This is a genomic window from Chitinophaga sp. OAE865, assembly GCF_040546735.1.
Lineage (GTDB): Bacteria > Bacteroidota > Bacteroidia > Chitinophagales > Chitinophagaceae > Chitinophaga > Chitinophaga polysaccharea_A.
On the sequence record NZ_JBEPOF010000001.1, the window covers coordinates 1,340,215 to 1,360,176 of the forward strand.

The window sequence follows — 19,962 nt, forward strand, 5'->3', positions numbered from 1 at the left end:
ATAAGGAATAATAGATTTTAAAAACTGCATTTAATTTCAATCCATCTGACATGAAAAAAATTCTGTTTCCTGTAATGTTCTTAGCTGTGATCATGGCTTCATCCTGTGGTAAAGACGATGATCCTACTACTCCGCCGCCAACGCAGAATGTAGACATGACGAAAGCTACAATTGAAAGAACCAGCAATAACAGTGAGTTTAAGGAAGCGCCTGAAACACTGCCAAAACAGATCACAACCAACACTGTTTTGAAAACCGGTAAAACTTACCTGCTGACTGATTTCACTTTTGTATTGAATGGTGCAACTATTAAAATAGAGCCAGGTGTAACCATTAAAGGATCTAAGTCTCCAAATAAAGGTGCGCTGATCATTACCAGGAATGGTAAGATTGATGCACAAGGTACAGCTGCTGCTCCGATCGTGTTTACGTCAAACCAGGCTACGCCTAACAGCGGCGACTGGGGTGGTCTTATCCTGCTGGGTAACGCACCAAACAATGGCGCTAAAGATGGCGTTGCCGGTTTACAGGCCGTTGAAGGCGGTGTAAATGAAACTGCTACCGGTTACGGTTTACATGGCGGAACCAAGGCCGATGATAATTCAGGTATACTGAAATATGTAAGGATAGAATATCCTGGTATTGCCTTCGCAGTAAATGATGAGATCAATGGTGTTACTTTTGGTAGCGTTGGTTCCGGTACAACCGTTGACTATGTTCAGGTAAGCTATTCAGGTGATGATTCTTTTGAATGGTTTGGTGGTACAGTGAACTGCAAACACCTGATCTCCTACCGTGCTACCGATGACGATTTCGATACAGATAACGGTTTCTCCGGAAAGATCCAGTTTGGCCTGGTACTGCGTGACGCAGCGATCGCTGATTTTGGTCCAAGCGGTGCTTCCAACGGTTTTGAGTCTGATAACGATGCAGATGGTACTACCAAAACTCCGCAGACTTCCGCTATCTTCAGCAACATGACCATTGTTGGTCCTTATGCTAATGCTACTGCAGCTACTACTGCTGCTCCTTATAAAAGAGGTGCGCATATCAGAAGGAACAGTAAAATATCCATATTCAACTCTGTATTTGTAGGATGGCCTGTTGGCTTGTTCCTGGATGGTGCACTGACAGAAGCCAGCGCAACTTCCAATGCACTTGAGTATAAAAATAACACGATTGCAGGTTGTCCGCTGGTAGTAGCTCCTGGCACTGCAACGTTTAATTCACAGACCTGGTTCAGTACTGCAGCATTTGCCAATCAAACACTGGCTGCTATTGCCGATGTAAAACTGACCAATACAGGTTACACTACTTTTGATCCAACTCCTGCAACTGGTTCTCCGTTGCTGGCCGGTGCGGATTTCAGTAGCGCAAAATTAGGTGGTGGTGCCTTTACTACGACTACCTATGTTGGTGCAGCAGCTGCAGGTGATACCTGGTTTAAAGGCTGGACCAAATTTGTGAACAAGTAGTATTTATTTAAATTTCATAAACTGTAATCTTAGGCCGCCCGGGTTTTTACCCAGGGCGGCTATTTATTATCTTCCAAGTTTAGCCATATATTTTTCCGGCGCTTTCTCAAACACGTTCTTACAGGTAGCGGAGCAGAAATGGAGAGTATCTGTTTTATACACAGCCCATTCTTTATAACTGGTGTCGTAGGGCATTTCACAAACGGGATCCGGGAGCTTATTGCTTACTGCAGCAGTCACAGGCATTTCGGCGGCAGCAGGAGCAGTAGTATTTTCTGCGGGTTGCTGCTTTTGTGCGCAGGCAAACAGGACCAGGGTGCTACAGGCAAAGAATATGTATTTCATATGTAAGTTTTTAACGAAGGTATAGATAAAAAAGAATTACGGATTTGTTGGAAGATGAACAGGTTATTCATCTTTCAGCAAATCCGTAATTCAGTATAAGTTACTGTTAAAATTATTACCAGATCACTACACGCTCAGTTTCCGGCAATACCATTTTACTGCCCGGAGCACAGCCCCATGCCGCCTGGAATTCAGCCAGGTGAGGCAGCGGTCCGTTAATGCGGAATCTTGCAGGTGAGTGTGGGTCTGTCTGGATCTGGTTGCGCAAAGCGGCATCTGTGATGTTGCCATGCCATACCTGTGCCCAGCCCAGGAAGAAACGTTGCTGCCAGGTAAAGCCATCTATAGGTTTGGGCTCACCTTTACCTTCAAATGATTTTACCAGGGCATGATAGGCCAGTGTTAAACCACCGAGGTCGGCTACGTTTTCACCAATGGTTAATGCGCCATTGATTTTGAAACCAGGTAATGCTTCAAGGCCGCTGAAGTAGTCGATATAGCGTTTGGTGAGCTTGTCGAAATTTTTGCGGTCGGCTTCTGTCCACCAGTTTTTCAGGTTACCCTCTGCATCGAACTGGGAACCCTGGTCGTCGAAACCATGTGTAAATTCGTGACCGATAACTGCAATGATGCCGCCATAGTTAATGGCATCATCTGCGTTAGGGTTGTAGAAAGGCGGTTGCAGGATACCGGCAGGGAATACTACTTCGTTATTTAACGGGTTATAGTAGGCGTTCACGGTTTGAGGTGTCATGCCCCATTCGCTTTTATCTACCGGTTTACCTATCTTATCCACATTTTCTTTGTGCACGTATAAGCTGGCAGCTATTACGTTTTCCACCAGTTTTCCTTTTTCTATGTTAATGGAAGAATAGTCTTTCCATTTATCGGGGTAGCCGATTTTGTAGGTAAAGGAGGCGAGTTTTTTGTGTGCCATTTGTTTGGTAGAATCGCCCATCCAGGTGAGTTTGTCGATTCTTTCTCCATAAACTTTGCGCACATTTTCGATCATTTCAGATACTTTCTGTTTGCTGCTTTCCGGGAAGTATTTTTTGGCAAACAGTTTACCCAGCGGCATGCCCATTTTGCCGTCGGTAGAGCGGATAGCCCGTTCCGGCCGGGTTTTCTGGGATTTTTTACCTGTCATTACCGTACCGAAGAAGCGGAAGTCTTCATTATCGAAGCTGGCAGGCAGGTAACCGGCAAACTGGCTGAGCAGTTGCCATTTGGTGTATGTTTTCAGTGTTTCAAGCGGGGTCGCTTTCAGCAGCCCGTTGGCTTTAGTGAGATAAGCTTTGTTCTGGAGTACGAGGGTATCGGTTTTGATATCCTGTTTAGCGGCGAAGTTGTCCCAATCGAAATCAGGAGCCAGTGTTTTCAGTTCGGAAAAAGCAGCCCTGTTATAGGTTTTAACAGGGTCGCGAAGCTCTACATTACTGAGCTGGATTGCGGCGAGCCTGGTTTCAAAGCCGAGGATGGTTTCACCTGCATTGGTTTCAGGGAAACCAGCCAGTTTAAACATTTTGTCGACGTGACCAACAAATTCGCTGCGTACATTTTTAGTAGCGGAATCCTGTCTTTCATAATAGCTTTTTTCACCAAGACTCAGGCCGCCCTGTCCCTGGTAAAGCACATTCATTTTGCTGTTTTTGGCATCTGCATCAGCACCGAAACCGGTAAAGGTGGATACCCCGATCTTCTGGAGCTCACCGGTTACGCTGGCCCAGTCGGCCAGTGTTTTGATGCCTGCAATCTTATCCAGGTAAGGCTGCAGCGGGGTGATACCACGTTGCTCAATGGTAGCGGTATCCAGGAACGAAGTGTAGTAGTCGGCGATCTGTTGTTCTTCTGTGCCTTTTTTCAGGTCTGTTTTGCTGGTAATTTCGGCAATGATCCCTTTAAGACGCACTTCCTTGTTTTCTTTATCGAGTACGTTAAATGCGCCCCAGCGGCTTTCTGTAGAAGGAATAGGGTTGTTCTTTTTCCAGCTTCCGTTTACATAATTGTCAAAATCATCACAGGCTTTGTAGGAAGAGTCGATATCAGCCAGGTTGAAAGCGGGCACCTTCGTGGTGTCGGCCGTTTCCGCCTGCTGCGAGGAACTGTTGGAATTGCAGGCTGCAAATGTAACCATGGCAGCCAGCAACGGTAGTTTTACCGCATTGGATTTGTTCATATTTAAAACAGGTTTAGTAGCCTAAGTTATGGAAAACGGGTCAGGTTGCATGAAAGGAATTTTATGAACGGCAATCCCGGCCATGATGGCAGTTGCCGATCAAATCCCGGAATCTCTGAATAATTAGGTAGGTTTGTATTACGTAAATTAACATATAGATGGATTTCAGGTTTAAATTGTACAGGGTTACTACGGCAGTAGCATTAATGATATCCGGCATTTTCACGTTCATGCTCTTATCCAGCATACTTTTCCTGGGAACGAACTTTGGAAGTATTATTTCCCTGCTTTCGATGGGCGCCTGTTTTATCCATAGCGTTTTATCGTTATATCTTCAGCGGAGCCTGCTGTTGCCGGAAATACCGCTGAAAGAAAGTACGCCGGGTGGCATGAGATTTATGGGCACAATAGGCCTGGTATTTTCTATCCTGATCATTTTATCGGGGTTAACCATTTTACTGGTTTCCCCTGAACAGATGAAAACAGAGATCGGGAATTTACCAGCGGATCAACAGGAAACAATTAAACAAACCATGGTAGGGCCTATCGGCGTTTTCCTGCTGGTGATGGGAAGTTTATTTGTGCTGAATATTGTGCTGTCGTTCCGCTATCTCCGCCAGTGGCTTCAGTTGCATGGCGGCAGACAAAGGGACGATGAAGAATAAAAACAGCGATTATGGAAAAGAGGGATATATCCAACAGGGACGATATTGTAATACTGGTGAACAGCTTTTATGATAAAGTAAAGGAAGATGACCTGATTGGCTTTATTTTTAATGATATAGCGAAGGTCGATTGGACACGTCACCTTCCCACTATGTATAATTTCTGGGAAGGACTGCTGCTGGATGGAGGTAATTACAAGGGCAACGTAATGGACCCTCATTTTAAACTGAACAGGCTGATCCCGTTGGAGCCAGCCTATTTCGACCGGTGGCTGCAGCTGTTCGAAGCTACTGTGACGGAAAATTTTGCAGGTGAAAAGGCATCACTGGCGGTAACCCGGGCCAGGTCCATCAAGGGCATCATGCTGTTTAAAATGGACCAGGTAAATCGCCCCGGTGCCGATAATCAAATTCCGCTCGTTAACCCGGGCAATAAACAATAAACCAATAAGTGTAGTATGCAACCATTAGCGGAGCGGTTAAGGCCGGTAACGTTGGATGAACTGGTGGGGCAGGAACATCTTACCGGCAAAGACAGTATTTTAAGAAAAGCAATAGAGCAGGGAATGATCCCTTCCATGATCCTGTGGGGGCCCCCGGGAGTCGGAAAAACTACGATCGCCAACATCATTGCCCATACCTTACAGGTGCCTTTTTATACGCTCAGCGCCATATCGGCCGGTGTAAAGGAAGTAAGGGAGGTAATAGAGATGGCCCGGCGGCAGCAACACGCGGTATTATTCATCGACGAGATCCACCGGTTTAATAAATCACAGCAGGACGCATTGCTGGGCGCAGTGGAGAAAGGGATTATTACCCTGATAGGCGCTACTACCGAAAACCCTTCCTTTGAAGTAAATGCGGCGGTATTATCCCGCAGCCAGGTGTATGTATTGAAACCGCTTGGCAACGACCAGCTGATGCAGTTACTGCAACAGGCAATGGAGCGGGATGAGTGGTTGCGCAGTAAACATGTGGAAATAAAGGAAACCAGTGCGCTGTTTAATATTTCCGGCGGAGATGCCCGTAAACTGCTTAATCTTTTTGAACTGGTAGTAACCACTCTGCGGGAAGATCCCCTGGTGATCACGGATCAGAAAGTAATGGATATTGCCCAGCAACGGGTAGCCATATATGATAAGGCAGGGGAACAGCATTACGATATTATTTCAGCTTTTATTAAATCCATCCGGGGAAGTGATCCGAATGCAGCATTGTACTACCTCGCCAGAATGATTGATGGCGGGGAAGATGTGAAATTCATTGCACGCCGTTTGGTGATCCTGGCTTCAGAAGATATTGGCAACGCCAATCCCAATGCGTTGTTATTGGCCACCAGCTGCTTCCAGGCGGTAAACCTCATCGGCTTCCCGGAATCAAAGATCATCCTGTCGCAATGCGTTACCTACCTGGCTGCTTCTGCCAAAAGCAATGCAGCAGTGGCAGCTATCAGCGCGGCGCAGGCAGTGGTGGCTAAAACCGGCGACCTCCCGGTGCCGCTGCATATCAGGAACGCCCCTACGAAATTGATGAAGGAAATGAACTACGGCAAAGGGTATGCTTATGCGCACGATTATGAAAATAATTTTGTGTTACAGGAATTTTTGCCGGATGCTATTAAGGGCACAAAGTTCTATGAACCGGGAAATAATGCCCGTGAAAATGAGCTGAGGAATTACCTGAAAAATTTGTGGAAAGAGAAGTATAATTATTAAAGAGCACCTGTTTATTTGAAATGCAATACACTCCCTTTGAAGTAATAACTAACCTCGGCTGTTGAAGCGAGGCTCTCAAGGAAGTCCTGCAGTTTCTTTTGTTTGTTAATAACGCCGGTAAAACATTTTTCTCCTACTGCGGCGTTGTCCATTACTATTTCAACATCATACCAGCGCTGAAGGGTGAGCGCAATTTCATGAACAGGTGTATTGGAGAATATGTATTGGCCTTTCATCCAGGAGAGCACCTGCCGCTGATCGAAGGGAGCAACCTTTACAGGTGAGTTGCCGGACAAGCTGGCCTGGTATCCTGGTTTCAGGCTTATTGTTTGAGCTGAGGTGCGCATGTTTACGTTTCCTTCCACCAGGGCCACCTTTACTATAGCCGGATCATAGGAGTTGATGTTGAAGGAAGTGCCCAATACCTCTATGGCTGCGCCGCCGGGCAAATGCACGATAAATGGTCTTGAAGCGTCTTTGGCCACTTGCAGGTAGGCTTCTCCCCTGATATCTATTTCACGGATCTTACCGCTGAAGTTTACAGGGAAATGTGCGGTGGTAGCCGCGTTCAGCCAAAGAATGGAACTGTCTGACAACTTAACCTGGTAGTCCATCCCAGGGGGAACACTGATGGTGCTCCATTGGTTGCTGGCGCCGCCCTGCAGTGTCAATGTTTTACCATTGTTATGAAGGTGGGCATCTCCGGCCACAATGGCTTCATTGCCACCGGTGCTGAGATCAATTTCTTTTCCGTTATCTATCTTCAGAAGAATAGTTTTGGCAGGGGTAGTAGCCATGGTTTTTCCCGGAGCGGCCGCCTGGGGCAAACGGAGGTACACTACTGCCGCTATTACTGCGGCAGCAATACCGGCGGCAATGCCTGTATACCTGATGATCCTTTTCCTCCCTGCTTTTTTCAGCTCCCTGTTAAGGTTTTCCCATTCTTCGCCGGTATCCAGTTTTTCCATCAATTCCTTTCCTTTACCAACGGAGAAGAGTTGCTGCATTTCCTCCCACATCAGCTGCACATCTTCCTGTTCCGAAATCAGGCGCTGCAACAGCAGCTCGTCTTCCGGATCAATATGATTGTCCAGTTTATCTATCATCAGGCTCTTTATTTCTTCTGCAGTATGGTCCATATATTTTGAGATCAAAGCATTTTCTTTCTTAAAAATTGCAGTGCGCGCGATAATACCGTTTTAACGGTATTAATGCTTACACCTAATTCTGCGGCTACATCGGTGCGGCTCTTTTTTTCTATATAATACAACTGGAAGATCCTGGCAGTTTTAGGTGGCAGTTTCCCGATAGCTTCCAATAAATGATCAGCCCTTTGCTGGTATTGCACAGCCAGGTCTTCATCTCCCTGTACTTTTATTACAGCCGTATCTGCCTGTAAGGCATACCGGTACCCCAGTTCCTTTTGTTCCCGCGATTTCTCTGATTTTTTTAAATTAAGGCAACGGTTACGGACGCTTTGCGTCAGATATGCTTTTATGGAAGTGATACCCTCCAGGGTTTGCTTATGCCACAGGTCTATAAATATTTCCTGTACCACATCTTTGGCCTGCTGTTCATCTCTCAGCAGGTAAAATGCCTCCATTACCATTCTTCTGTAATGAATGGAAAATATTTCACCAAATGCGTTCTGATCTTGTTCTGGCATTTTGTAGCAGCAATCTAACGTGAAACAGGTTGGAATTTATCTTACAAACCTAAACAAAAAAAATATTCAAAACAGCACAAAAAATTTGTCACCCGTTACAGGAAAAAGTTGTCTATAGTTCAAATTTCACGTACTTGAAAAATTGATAACGTATGCCACACTATGTACGAGGTGCTCTTATTTTTCTATTGTCATGTTTTTCTATTATCCCGGCCAGTGGCCAGTTACCGGCAGATAAGATTTCATTGAATGTCAGGAACGTATCATTAAAGGAAATTTTTAATCAGATCACTGCAAAAACGGGGTACGACCTTTTTTACAGTAACCAGCAGATCAACGACCAGCAAAAGGTATCGCTGAACCTGAAAGATGCAGCCCTCCAGGAAGTGCTTAAAGCAGCCCTGGGTAATAGTTTTACCTGGCAGTACCGGGACAGGGTGATTTACATTAAGAAAAAGGACATTCCCGTTCCGGACTCCACCCGCATTGTTGCAGCATCAGCAGATACGGTAACACATATTTCCGGGAAGATAACGGACCAGAAGGGCGAGTTGCTGCCTGGCGCTTCCGTGAAGTTGAAGGGCACCGACAAAGGCGGGGTAACCAACGAAAAGGGGGAGTTTAGTATCCCGGACGTTACGCACGGAACGGGTGTGCTGGTGGTATCCTATGTTGGGTTTCAGAGCCGGGAAGTGGCTGTAAGGAACCGTTCGCAGATCAATGTAAGCCTGATGGGCGAAGGATCTACACTGAACGATGTACTGGTAATAGGGTATGGAACAGTGAAGAAGAAAGATGTGACCGCATCGGTATCTTCCATTTCAAAAGAAGCGATGTCGGAGCGGACATTGTTTTCCCTGGCGGATGCCATGAAAGGCAAAGCGGCAGGGGTACAGATCACGCAGAACGACGGCACACCAGGGTCCGAAAGCACCATCCGCATCCGCGGTGCAAGCTCTATCAGCGGCGGAAGCACGCCACTATATGTGATAGATGGTGTGATGCAGGAAAATGCCAATGATATCAACCCGGGTGATATTGAGTCCATAGAGATCCTGAAAGACGCCTCCGGTACGGCTATTTACGGCGCCAGGGGCGCCAACGGGGTGATTATGATCACCACCAAAACCGGGAGGGCAGGGAAAACAGTAGTGGAGCTGTATACCAATACAGGGTTCCAGACGCCCGGTCACCTTGTGGGGGTAATGGACGCATCTGAGTATGCACACGCCCGCTACCTGGCTACTGCCTACACCTACACGCCGGCAGATGCTGTGGATCCCAATAAACCGGCTACAGAGCTTACCGGCTATACTTATTTCCGGGATGCACCGTTAGGCAGTCCTGCCGGGTTCTGGGGAGTAGCTACTGATCAAACGTATCACGACTGGTACAACTACAACAATCCAGACTCTGTAAATACAGATTGGCAAAAGGCCATGTTCCAGAACAGCGCAGTACAGGAATACCGTATCAGCGCTTCCGGGGGCTCAAAAGACACGAAATTTTCTTTTATGGGAGGTTACCTTAACCAGGGAGGTTTAATCGTTTTTAGCGGCTATGAGCGCTTTAACGGGCGATTTAATTTCCAGCAGAAGTTATCGCCGGCAGTAACCCTCACCAGTAACATTTCCGGCAGCCGTACCACCATCAACGGCTTCATCTCAGGTTCGCAGAATGGCGGCATCACCTCAAACGCGGTTATCACCAGCATGTTCAGCCAGCAGCCGGTAAAGCCATTATCATTTTCCGATATTGAAGATAATGAAGGCGTGGAAGGCTACATCAGCACCAACCCCTATTCGCTGGCAAAGAATGTTACCAACAAAAGATCCAATGCTGAGTGGGTAACCCGTTTGGCACTGGACTGGAATATCAATAAACACTTTACCTTCCGCACCACGGGTAACTACTCTGCGGTAAATACCAATACAGACGCCTATTATCCCAAAAATACCTCTTCCGGCGCGAAGTACGATGGGCGTGCCGTACTGGCAAGAGGTGCTACCGATAAGCTCATGAATGAAAACCTGCTGTATTATAAAGGCAATATAGGCAGGGACCATAGTATTAACGTGATGGGCGGCGCGATCATTGAACAGAACAAAATGAGCCTTGTTACTGCAGAAAACCAACATTACGATATTGAATTACTGGGCCCTTACGGACTGGGAAACGGTACAGTACCTGTAATACCTACCTATAACATCACCAAATGGACCATGGCCTCTTTTCTAGGGCGTGCGGAATATAATTACAGACAGAAATATATGGCCACACTCACCATGAGAGCCGATGGCTCCTCCCGTTTCAGTAAAGACAACAAGTGGGGCTACTTTCCTTCCGCCGCCATAGCCTGGAGAGCCAGTGAGGAAAAATTCCTGAAACAGGTACATGCCATCAGTAACCTGAAGTTCCGCGCCAGCCTGGGGCAAAGCGGCAATACTGCCATCCCGTCTTACCTCACCTTATCTACCATCACCACTTACTTTTCCCCGATGGATGGCTATGTGCCGGATTTCGGAGTGGTGGTGGAAAGACCGGAAAACCCCTCCCTGAAATGGGAAACCACCACGCAGGTAGATGCAGGTATAGACCTTGGGTTATGGAATGATAAGATAAACATTACGGCAGACTGGTACCTGAAACGCACAAAGGATCTGCTGATAGAACAAATAACTCCCGGTTACAGCGGTTACAGGAGCGCATGGAATAATCTCGGGTCTATCCAGAACAGCGGGCTGGAATTCAATATCAGCTCTCCGCTGGTCACCCGCGCGCAATTCGGCTGGAACCTGGATGCCAACATCGGCTTTAACCGCTCAAAGGCCCTGGAAATAGGGCCTGACCTGGGGCTTGATCCCGGCGTGGTTTCAGGGATAGGCACTACCGCTATTATCCGGAACGGGCAGCCTATCGGGCAATGGTTCGGATACCAAACCAATGGTATTTTTCAGTCGCAGGCTGAAATAGATGCCTCCGGGCTTACGGTGATCAATGGCCAGGCCATCAGTAAAATACGGCCAGGCACCAGGAAGTTTATTGATCAGAACGGCGATGGGATCATCAATACATCCGACCGGGTAGTACTTGGAAAAGGCCAACCGTCTTTTACCGGGGGGCTTACCAACTCTATCCGCTATAAGGCGTTTAACCTGAATGTAGTAGTGCAGTACAGTTATGGCAATAAGCTGTATAATGCCAACAGAGTGGCAATGGAAGCCGGAAGGAGCACCAATAATATGTCGAAAGGATCAGTAAATGCGTGGAGGCCTTCGTTATATGATATAACTTCAGGCGCGTTGGTGGAAAAGGGAAACCCCAATAACAGCTACCGTATGCCCGGCAGCCCGGAAGAATTGCTGATGTTGTCGGACTGGATTGAAGACGGCAGCTTTATCCGCCTCAGCGATGTAACATTATCCTATCACTTCAAGGCGCGGCAGATAGCCAATGTAACGCTTTTTGTAAGCGGGAAGAATCTCTGGGTAGGTACAAAATACTCTGGTTATGATCCGGAGGTAAATACCCGCCAGGGCGGATTCGGCGACCTGATGCCATCGTTGGATTATGCTTCCTATCCGCGTTCCAGGGTGTATTCATTTGGTTTAAAAGCTCAATTCTAAATGATTATGAGATCAGCTATTATACTTGCGTGTGCAATTGTATTCTTTTCTTCCTGCAAAAAATTCCTGGAAGAAAAACCGCAGACCCAATATACAACGGATAACTTTTTTGTAGATAAAGCTACATTGGATGCGGGCATTGTAGGAATGTATTCTTCCGCAAAAGACCTGTTCGGTGTATATACCAATACCCCGCTGTTCATGACGGAAATTGGTACCGATGAAGCTATGTTCAAAGGCACTTCAGGCGTGCGTTTCAATTTCGACCGTTACACCTTCTCTGTAAGTGAAGGATCGATCTATGAGTATTGGATCAGGCATTATGAAATTGCGGCAAGGGCCAACATTGTTATAGATGCTGCTGCTAAACTTACCACTATTTCAGATGCCGACCGGAAAGTGATTACAGGAGAAGCCCGCTTTATACGCTCTTTTGTATACTTTAGGCTGGTACAGGCTTTTGGTGATATTCCCATTATAGATAAACCTATCAGCGGTAAGTTTGATTATGGTCTTCCGCGGCGGCCGTTAAAAGAAGCATACGATTTCATTCTCAGTGATCTCACCTTTGCTGCAGAGGAAGGTGTACTTACAACACAAAAAACAAATGATGGCCATGCCAATCAGTGGGCGGCTAAAGCATTACTGGGAAAGGTTTATCTCACAATGGCGTCTGCAAAGGAAACAGCGCTTACCAAGCAAACCGGTAAAGTAGACGGCTACAAAGATATTGAGATGGACGTAAAAGCCCTGTACACAAAGGCATGGGAAACACTAAAAGATGTAAAGGATAATAGTGGCGCTGATCTGCTGCCTGTTTACGGGGATGTGTTTAAAATCGAGAACAAGAATATAAACAGGGAATCGTTGTTTGAGCTGCAGTTCAGCTCAGTAGTTCCTTATGGCACACAATGGACCAAAGAATATGGTATGGCCTATACAGGGGGAATGGTGAACGGGAACCCGCTCTACTATACCAATTCCATGGCCGGTGTGAATAACCTCGTGTATGTGCCGAAGTTTTATACCTACTATAAGAAAAGCCTGAAGGATGTGGATTATGATAAAAGAAGAGTATGGAATCTTTCCGATTCTATGATCAATGTGGCTAATAATGCACCTTCCAAATTAGCGTATATCTGGACTTCCCCTTATACGCCGGATGCCTATAACCAAACAATCCTGGGGCGTTGCGGCGTTACCAAATACCGCTGGGGCGCCAACTGGCAAACCACTTCGCAGTACCTGTATTCCAATTGTCCTAATAATGTGATAGTGCTGCGGTTTGCAGACGTGTTGCTGATGTTCGCAGAAGCGGATTATAAAATGAACGGGACTATTTCCGCAGAAGGACTGGCCGCTATTAATAAAGTACGGCAACGCGCCCGTGGCCTTAATGCCAGCGGCGCTCCCATTACCGCTACCGAAACTCCGGGCTTCAATGATTACACCGCAGCAGATATCACCACAGATGAAATATTGATGGAGCGTGCCCGTGAACTGTGCTTTGAATTTCAGCGCTGGTTCGACCTGGCGCGCACCGGCAGGTTTGAAGTATTTCTGAAAAAGAACCGGGATCCCGCAAATACAAAAATTGTAAATACGGCTACCAGCTTTGATCCGGCAAAACATTACCTGTTCCCTATTCCGCAATCCGAAATAGATCTGTCTACCAACAAAGAAAATTTTAAACAAAACCCGAATTATTAAGATGAAAGTAAGAAGCGTATTAATCAAATGGGTCATTGGAATGATCTTCCCGTGTTTCGTAATGGCCGGCAATAAGGCGCCACAGGCGTACGATGTGGTAGTGTACGGCGGTACGGCATCAGGCGTGATGGCAGCTGTTACCGCTGCCCGCGAAGGGCTTAAAGTAGCTATACTTGAACCTAAAAAACATCTGGGCGGTATGGTATCAGGAGGCCTTTCAGCAACTGATCTCGGACGTAAAGATGTGATCGGCGGATATGCCAAGGAACTGTACCAGCGCTGTGGTAAATATTATGGTCTGACAGATACCGTGGCCTGGTTTCCTGAACCGCATGTGGCAGAAAAAATATTAAATGATATGGTGAAAGAAGCCAATGTCGCTGTATTTATTAATCACCGCCTGAAGGAAAAGAATGGTGTGAAAAAGAAAGAAGGTAAGATAACCGAGATCACCATGGAAAACGGCGCCTCCTTTTCCGCCAAAGTATTTATTGACGCTACCTATGAAGGTGACCTGATGGCGTTTTCCGGTGTATCCTATATTGTTGGCAGGGAAGCGCAGAGTGAGTATGATGAATATTCCGCCGGTATCCGCGAAGGGTCCGGAACCAGGAGCGCGTATGAAAACGGTAAGTTGTTACCAGGTATTCAGCCTGCGCCTCCGGGCCCCATAGGATCAGGTGATAAAAAAACGCAGGCTTATAATTTCAGACTTTCCCTTACCAACAATAAAGAGAACAAAGTGCCATATCCGAAACCGGCGAATTATGATCCGGCCAGGTACATTGAGCTGTACTATTCCACCATTGACGCCATTAATAAACTGGGCGCCGCAGCAGCGGCGGCAAAATTATTTCCCGGCATGGGAAAAATTCCCAACAATAAAGTAGATCTTAATACCGCTGATTATGTGGGCGGTAACTGGGATTATCCCGATGGCTCCTACAAACGCCGTGCAGAGATATGGCAGGACCATATCAATTATGTAGCCGGGTATGTTTATTTCCTGGCAAATGATCCACGCCTGCCTGCTGAATTCAGGGACGTAGTTAACCAGTGGGGATTATCGAAGGATGAATTTGCAGATAACAATAACTGGCCCTATGAATTGTATGTGCGTGAAGCCCGCCGTATGACCGGCGACTGGGTGATGACACAGAAAGATGTAATTTCAGAAATGCAGAAACCCGATCCTGTAGGCCTGGGCTCTTACGGGCTGGATGTGCACCGGGTACAGGGCTATGCCGATAGCAAAGGCCGCCTAAAATATGAAGGAGGACTGCAACGTACCGAGCCGGAGCGCATGAAACATATTCCTTACCAGATACCTTACCGTGTATTGCTGCCCAAGAGGAAAGAAATTTCCAACCTGCTGGTAACTGTATGTATATCTGCCAGCCATGTGGTATATGCTACTATCCGGATGGAGCCGCAGTATATGATAATGGGCCAGGCAGCCGGGGAAGCCGCAGTACTGGCTATTAAGGAGAATAAAGCTGTGCAGGAGGTAGATACAAAAGTATTGGGCAGTAAACTGGCGCAACAAGGCGTTAAGCTGGAATCAAAAATAAAAGAGCTCAGCGACCTGCCTGCGCCGGCATCAATCGACTAAATATGCGATCATTTGCTTTTTTATTATTGTGCTGGCTGCCGGCCCATGCGGGCTGGTGGCCGGAGCAAAAAGCGCCCCGTTCAATTGTAGTTGCCGGCATACAGCATTCTTCCAATATGCCTGAAATGAACCTGGCGCAATCTGTTGCCGGCCTGGCTGCACAGGCACTAAATGATGGTACAGGCGATGAAGGCGTATGGATTGAAACCACTAACGCCATCTACAATACTTACTTTTATTCGCTGGTAAGAAGATTAAAAGCCAGAGTGCCAGGTACCTTCACGCTTTGGCAACTGGTTGACAGGTACAAGGCAAGAGGCATTATCAAAGGCTATATCCTGTATGATTTCAGCAGGAGGGATAATTCCGTGAACCTGGCCACGATGTATGCTGCACTGGAAAAAGGTATTCTGATAGATGTGACACAGGAAGCCACGGCTAGAGGCAAAGGTCTGAAAAAATTATACGATGCCACACGCACGGTTTTAGATGCTGCTGTGCTCAAACAATTGTTGCCTAAGCTGAATCCTCATCTGCTGGTGATAGGTAACCCGGATTATTCCAATAACAGGGACTATGCAATTGCTCAAAAAAGTGTGGTGTATTATGGGATTGATACGCTGTTTCAATCTGTTGTCAAATGGGTAAAGCCATTGTCGCCCGTAATAGGCTGGAATGCAGGGGAAGAGTTTAAACACATAGAGCCATGCACCAGCTGGGGGCTCATTAATACAGCTTCGGATTGGTGTATGAACCTGCCTTTATTATCGATACCACCATGCAATAAGCTACCGCAGGTTCGCACACTCAACCCGCAAGATATTAACTGGCAGGAACATGCTAATTATCACGCCTTTGTAATGAGCGATGGAGATAACATGCAATGGACCTTTGGTAATTTTCCTGACAACAAGGACTACTGGAGCAATCCATACAATGAAAGCATCCCCATGTCGTTCACCAGCTGCGTGCTTAACCTTTCCCAGGCTGGCAGTGATGTATATAATTACCTCGTAAAGACACAACCGGGGCGTACCGCGGTAGTGGAATATGGCGGCGGCTATTATTATCCCGATCTCTTTGCCAGGTTGAGGCCCGACAGGGAAAAGCTGCTCCGTGAATATGCGGGCATGATTAATACACAAATGAAAATAACAGGCACAAAGGTTTTTGGATTTATCTGTAAAGATGTTTCCGGTGAAGAAGCCCTGGAAGCCTACCGGGTATATGCTGAAGAGATAGAAGATCTTACAGGCATGATAGCGGTGCAGTACTCGCCCTATAACGGTGGTGATGGAAAAGTTTTCTGGGTAAAAAATAAAAAAGGGAGAGAGATCCCCGTAGCTACCTGTAAATACCAGCTATGGGCCAATCTCAGCAGAAAAGGCTCAGGAGACCCGGTGCAGGTGGCAGGCTGGATAAACAAAGACAACGCATCCTCTTCCGGTAATCAACAACTGAACTGGACCATTGTACATGCCTGGTCATATTTCAGTGATAGTATTACACATCATTCCATTGTTGCAAAAGATAAAAAAAACACTGCCGCCGAACGCGGCGTAACACCGGTGAAATGGACCAAAGATCTTCTTGATAAAAGAACAAAGGTGGTTTCCATTGAAGAGCTTTTATGGCGGATCAGGATGCGGCATAATTCTGCAGAAACGCTTAAAGCAGCCGGGATTCATCAATAATCAGCGAAACATTATGCAAAAAAATACAAGGGCAGGCCAGCTGCTTTCCATACCGGTGATTGTAGCGGCGTTGGGCTATTTTGTTGATATCTACGACCTGTTGCTGTTCAGCATTGTGCGTGTTCCAAGTTTAAAGGCCCTGCAGGTGGGTGACGGTGAACTGATGGAACAGGGCATCTACCTGATCAATATGCAGATGGCAGGAATGCTGCTGGGCGGAATTTTATGGGGGATTACAGGAGATAAAAAGGGGCGATTGTCTGTATTGTTTGGTTCCATCCTGCTATACTCGGTAGCAAATATTCTCAATGGTTTTGTAACAACGGTAGATCAGTATGCCCTGCTGCGTTTTATAGCAGGAATAGGGCTTGCCGGAGAACTAGGCGCAGGTATTACACTGGTAGCGGAAATACTTCCAAAGGAGATAAGGGGTTATGGAACTGCTATTGTGGCTTCGGTGGGCGTATTGGGGGCGGTGCTGGCCTATTTCATTGCAGACATGTTCAACTGGAAGATCGCTTACTTTATAGGTGGCGGATTAGGACTGGCATTACTGGTGCTCCGGTTTAACGTGTTTGAATCCGGGATTTTTAAAGAAGTGAAGAAGGAAAACAAATCGCGGGGTAATTTCTTCTCTTTATTTTCTTCTCCCAGAATATTTTTTAAATACCTGAGATGTATAATGATAGGGTTGCCTATCTGGTTCGTTATCGGCATCCTGATCACTTTTTCGCCGGAGTTCGGAAAGGCAATAGGACTCACAGTTCCCGTGGAAGCAGGTAAAGCGGTGATGTTCTGTTATATAGGGCTTTCACTGGGCGATATGAGCAGTGGTTTGCTAAGCCAGTATTTGCAGAGCAGGAGAAAGACGGTATTTATTTTTGTGATGCTAACCTGTCTGGCAATAGTTGTTTACCTAAACCAGCGATCACAGAGTGTGGCCGTTTTCTATACTTTATGCGGCTTACTGGGGTATGCCATTGGTTACTGGGCTTTGTTTGTAACTATCGCAGCAGAGCAATTCGGTACTAATATGCGGGCCACAGTAGCCACTACTGTTCCCAATTTTGTGCGTGGGAGCGTAAATATTTTTACACCTGCTTTTTTGCTGTTGAAAAACCTTTATGGAGTTACCGCCGCCGCAGGCTTGGTAGGCATTGTTACGATCCTGCTTGCATTGCTTGCAGTTTGGAAGATGGAAGAAACTTTTTCAAAGGATCTCAACTACACAGAATAAAATTATTATCTCTTCAAAACATATAAATGATGAAGAAAAGAAACTTTCTTTTGGCAGCGCTTATTTTTTCAATGGCTGCAAAAGCGCAGCAAACTTATGATATATGCGTGTATGGTGGTACTTCCGGTGGTGTAATAGCGGCATATGCAGCGAAAAAAATGGGGAAGTCGGTGTTGTTGATCGAACCTGGAAAACATCTTGGCGGCATGTCATCCGGGGGATTGGGATATACTGATATCGGTAATAAATATGCCGTAACCGGTTTGGGAATCGACTTTTACCGCAGGGTGGGTAAGCATTATGGTCAGTTTGAATCCTGGATATTTGAGCCACATGTAGCGGAAGATGTGTTTATGCAGTACATCCGGGAAGTCGGTGTGCCGGTGCTTTACCAGTCGAGGATTGTATCGGCAGTAAAGAAAGATGGTTTTATAAAGGAGATCTCGCTGGAAGATACGCAGGCCCCGTCCAGGCCGCAAAAAGTTATCCGTGCAACCGTTTTTATTGACTGTTCATATGAAGGCGACCTGATGGCAAGGGCCGGCGTGTCTTATATGGTAGGAAGGGAATCTTCCGCTGTTTACAACGAATCGTACAATGGCGTACAGGTGCAGCCGCCTGCCACTCCTCAGCATGGCAACCAGGTGCCTGATGGTGTAGATCCGTATAAGATACCCGGCGATCCATCCAGTGGCTTATTATGGGGCATCAGCAATGCTGTACTGGCGCCTATAGGCAGTGGCGATAACCATGTGCAGGCATATAATTTCCGGATTTGTTTAACAGATGATCCTGCCAACAGGATACCTATTACCCGTCCGGAAGATTATGATTCCAGCCGCTACGAGTTACTGCCCCGATACATTGCAAAGCTTACCGCACCAAATGATATCAGGGAGATACTGAAATTTGACCTGATGCCTAATCATAAAACGGATATCAACAATGGCGGTGGTTTTTCTACAGATATGATAGGCAGGAACTGGGATTACCCGGATGGCGATTATGCCACCAGGGAAAGGATCCGGAAGGAACATGAATTGTATAACAAGGGCCTGCTGTATTTTATAGGGCATGATCCGCGTATCCCGGATAGCGTACGCCGGTTTATGCTGAACTGGGGATATCCGAAAGATGAATATGCAGATAACGGCCACTGGAGCCCGCAAATGTATATCAGGGAAGCCCGCAGGATGCGTGGCGCTTATGTAATGACACAAGCCAACTGCGAGCGGAAGGAAATAGTAACAGATGGTATAGGCATGGCGGCTTACGGTATGGATTCACATAATACACAACGGCTTGTGATAAACGGAATGGTGAAGAATGAAGGCGATGTGGAAAAAGGTGGCGCCGGCCCCTATCCTATTGCCTACCGCTCATTAACACCTAAAGAAAATGAATGTAAGAATTTACTGGTGCCGGTTTGCTTATCTGCCAGTCATATTGGTTACGGGTCCATCAGGATGGAACCAGTGTTTATGGTACTGGGCCAATCAGCTGCGATTGCTGCCGCGTTTGCAGTGGATGGGCGAACTACCGTTCAACAGGTAGATGTAAAAAAGGTACAATCGCTGCTGGCCTCCGATCCCCTGCTGAACGGCAGCACACCGGAAATACTGGTAGATAATGAGGATACCGGCCACGTGGAAATAACCGGTAAATGGGCTCTGAAAAAAGGAGGCACCTATGGCCCCTCAGCTTTTTATTCTGCTGTGAACGACCAGCCCAAGTCTGTGAAATTTATACCCGAAGTGAAGAAGAGCGGAAGCTATGATATTTACACATATGTGCTGCCGGGAATCAACAATATATCTCCCGCTACTAAAGTGACCGTTTTTGATGGCAGGCAGTCTAAAGAAATAACGATTGTAAAAGAGAAGGTGATCGTTAACGGTCAAACCAGCGGAGAATGGGTACATCTGGGGAAATTCAATCTGCCGGAAGGCAAAAAAGCAGGGGTAACCATTTCCAACAGGGAAGCCGGGGGCGTAATTGTAGCGGATGCTGTATTGCTGGTGCCCGCGCACTAATATTCACT

General features: G+C 46.6%; 14 protein-coding genes. 10 read left to right on the top strand and 4 right to left on the bottom strand.

From position 1 onward, the window contains the following. Positions 1 to 50: 50 nt before the first annotated feature. Positions 51 to 1,475, top strand: a complete 1,425-nt coding sequence (locus tag ABIE50_RS05690) for a beta-helix domain-containing protein (RefSeq protein ID WP_142684057.1) — start codon at positions 51 to 53, stop codon at positions 1,473 to 1,475. Positions 1,476 to 1,541: 66 nt separating this feature from the next. Here the strand turns inward: ABIE50_RS05690 and ABIE50_RS05695 are convergent, their stop codons facing one another. Next, a complete protein-coding gene (locus ABIE50_RS05695) occupies positions 1,542 to 1,820 on the bottom strand; it encodes a YHS domain-containing protein (RefSeq protein ID WP_209867139.1) in 279 nt (92 codons plus the stop codon). A 115-nt stretch (positions 1,821 to 1,935) separates the two neighbouring features. After that, positions 1,936 to 3,996, bottom strand: coding sequence for a M13 family metallopeptidase (locus tag ABIE50_RS05700; protein WP_209867137.1), 2,061 nt, complete (start codon positions 3,994 to 3,996; stop codon positions 1,936 to 1,938). A gap of 158 nt (positions 3,997 to 4,154) precedes the next feature. Between ABIE50_RS05700 and ABIE50_RS05705 the strand changes: the two genes are divergently transcribed. The 3 genes from ABIE50_RS05705 to ABIE50_RS05715 are packed head-to-tail and all read left to right on the top strand — an operon-like array spanning position 4,155 to position 6,376. Continuing rightward, positions 4,155 to 4,661 carry a hypothetical protein gene (locus ABIE50_RS05705; RefSeq protein ID WP_209867136.1) on the top strand — a complete coding sequence of 169 codons (507 nt, stop codon included), beginning with the start codon at positions 4,155 to 4,157 and terminating at the stop codon, positions 4,659 to 4,661. Between the two features lie 11 nt (positions 4,662 to 4,672). Then, positions 4,673 to 5,104, top strand: coding sequence for a group III truncated hemoglobin (locus tag ABIE50_RS05710; protein ID WP_209867134.1), 432 nt, complete (start codon positions 4,673 to 4,675; stop codon positions 5,102 to 5,104). A gap of 15 nt (positions 5,105 to 5,119) precedes the next feature. Continuing rightward, entirely contained in the window at positions 5,120 to 6,376 is a 1,257-nt protein-coding gene (locus ABIE50_RS05715) for a replication-associated recombination protein A (RefSeq protein ID WP_209867132.1), read from the top strand. Between the two features lie 11 nt (positions 6,377 to 6,387). Here ABIE50_RS05715 and ABIE50_RS05720 read toward each other — a convergent pair whose 3' ends face one another. After that, entirely contained in the window at positions 6,388 to 7,515 is a 1,128-nt protein-coding gene (locus ABIE50_RS05720) for a FecR family protein (RefSeq protein WP_209867130.1), read from the bottom strand. 11 nt (positions 7,516 to 7,526) lie between these two features. Then, positions 7,527 to 8,042, bottom strand: coding sequence for an RNA polymerase sigma factor (locus tag ABIE50_RS05725; RefSeq protein ID WP_209867129.1), 516 nt, complete (start codon positions 8,040 to 8,042; stop codon positions 7,527 to 7,529). A 152-nt stretch (positions 8,043 to 8,194) separates the two neighbouring features. Here ABIE50_RS05725 and ABIE50_RS05730 point away from each other — a divergent pair, with 152 nt between their 5' ends. The 6 genes from ABIE50_RS05730 to ABIE50_RS05755 are packed head-to-tail and all read left to right on the top strand — an operon-like array spanning position 8,195 to position 19,954. Beyond that, on the top strand, positions 8,195 to 11,668 hold the full coding sequence (locus tag ABIE50_RS05730) for a TonB-dependent receptor (RefSeq protein ID WP_209867127.1): 3,474 nt from the start codon (positions 8,195 to 8,197) through the stop codon (positions 11,666 to 11,668). Between the two features lie 6 nt (positions 11,669 to 11,674). Next, positions 11,675 to 13,378, top strand: a complete 1,704-nt coding sequence (locus ABIE50_RS05735) for a RagB/SusD family nutrient uptake outer membrane protein (RefSeq protein ID WP_209867126.1) — start codon at positions 11,675 to 11,677, stop codon at positions 13,376 to 13,378. 1 nt (position 13,379) lies between these two features. Next, complete coding sequence (locus ABIE50_RS05740; RefSeq protein ID WP_209867124.1) at positions 13,380 to 14,990, top strand: FAD-dependent oxidoreductase; 1,611 nt, start codon at positions 13,380 to 13,382, stop codon at positions 14,988 to 14,990. A gap of 2 nt (positions 14,991 to 14,992) precedes the next feature. After that, positions 14,993 to 16,684: a GxGYxYP domain-containing protein gene (locus ABIE50_RS05745; protein ID WP_209867122.1), complete on the top strand. Its 1,692-nt coding sequence runs from the start codon at positions 14,993 to 14,995 to the stop codon at positions 16,682 to 16,684. Between the two features lie 13 nt (positions 16,685 to 16,697). Continuing rightward, positions 16,698 to 17,921 carry an MFS transporter gene (locus ABIE50_RS05750; protein WP_209867120.1) on the top strand — a complete coding sequence of 408 codons (1,224 nt, stop codon included), beginning with the start codon at positions 16,698 to 16,700 and terminating at the stop codon, positions 17,919 to 17,921. Positions 17,922 to 17,947: 26 nt separating this feature from the next. Beyond that, on the top strand, positions 17,948 to 19,954 hold the full coding sequence (locus ABIE50_RS05755; RefSeq protein WP_354027886.1) for an FAD-dependent oxidoreductase: 2,007 nt from the start codon (positions 17,948 to 17,950) through the stop codon (positions 19,952 to 19,954). Positions 19,955 to 19,962 lie beyond the last annotated feature (8 nt).

What these genes read in the sequence shown, in the direction of transcription:
- ABIE50_RS05690 (WP_142684057.1), top strand. Translation starts at nt 51, where the DNA reads ATGAAAAAAATTCTGTTTCCTGTAATGTTCTTAGCTGTGATCATGGCT.
- ABIE50_RS05695 (WP_209867139.1), bottom strand. Translation starts at nt 1,820, where the DNA reads ATGAAATACATATTCTTTGCCTGTAGCACCCTGGTCCTGTTTGCCTGC.
- ABIE50_RS05700 (WP_209867137.1), bottom strand. Translation starts at nt 3,996, where the DNA reads ATGAACAAATCCAATGCGGTAAAACTACCGTTGCTGGCTGCCATGGTT.
- ABIE50_RS05705 (WP_209867136.1), top strand. Translation starts at nt 4,155, where the DNA reads ATGGATTTCAGGTTTAAATTGTACAGGGTTACTACGGCAGTAGCATTA.
- ABIE50_RS05710 (WP_209867134.1), top strand. Translation starts at nt 4,673, where the DNA reads ATGGAAAAGAGGGATATATCCAACAGGGACGATATTGTAATACTGGTG.
- ABIE50_RS05715 (WP_209867132.1), top strand. Translation starts at nt 5,120, where the DNA reads ATGCAACCATTAGCGGAGCGGTTAAGGCCGGTAACGTTGGATGAACTG.
- ABIE50_RS05720 (WP_209867130.1), bottom strand. Translation starts at nt 7,515, where the DNA reads ATGGACCATACTGCAGAAGAAATAAAGAGCCTGATGATAGATAAACTG.
- ABIE50_RS05725 (WP_209867129.1), bottom strand. Translation starts at nt 8,042, where the DNA reads ATGCCAGAACAAGATCAGAACGCATTTGGTGAAATATTTTCCATTCAT.
- ABIE50_RS05730 (WP_209867127.1), top strand. Translation starts at nt 8,195, where the DNA reads ATGCCACACTATGTACGAGGTGCTCTTATTTTTCTATTGTCATGTTTT.
- ABIE50_RS05735 (WP_209867126.1), top strand. Translation starts at nt 11,675, where the DNA reads ATGAGATCAGCTATTATACTTGCGTGTGCAATTGTATTCTTTTCTTCC.
- ABIE50_RS05740 (WP_209867124.1), top strand. Translation starts at nt 13,380, where the DNA reads ATGAAAGTAAGAAGCGTATTAATCAAATGGGTCATTGGAATGATCTTC.
- ABIE50_RS05745 (WP_209867122.1), top strand. Translation starts at nt 14,993, where the DNA reads ATGCGATCATTTGCTTTTTTATTATTGTGCTGGCTGCCGGCCCATGCG.
- ABIE50_RS05750 (WP_209867120.1), top strand. Translation starts at nt 16,698, where the DNA reads ATGCAAAAAAATACAAGGGCAGGCCAGCTGCTTTCCATACCGGTGATT.
- ABIE50_RS05755 (WP_354027886.1), top strand. Translation starts at nt 17,948, where the DNA reads ATGATGAAGAAAAGAAACTTTCTTTTGGCAGCGCTTATTTTTTCAATG.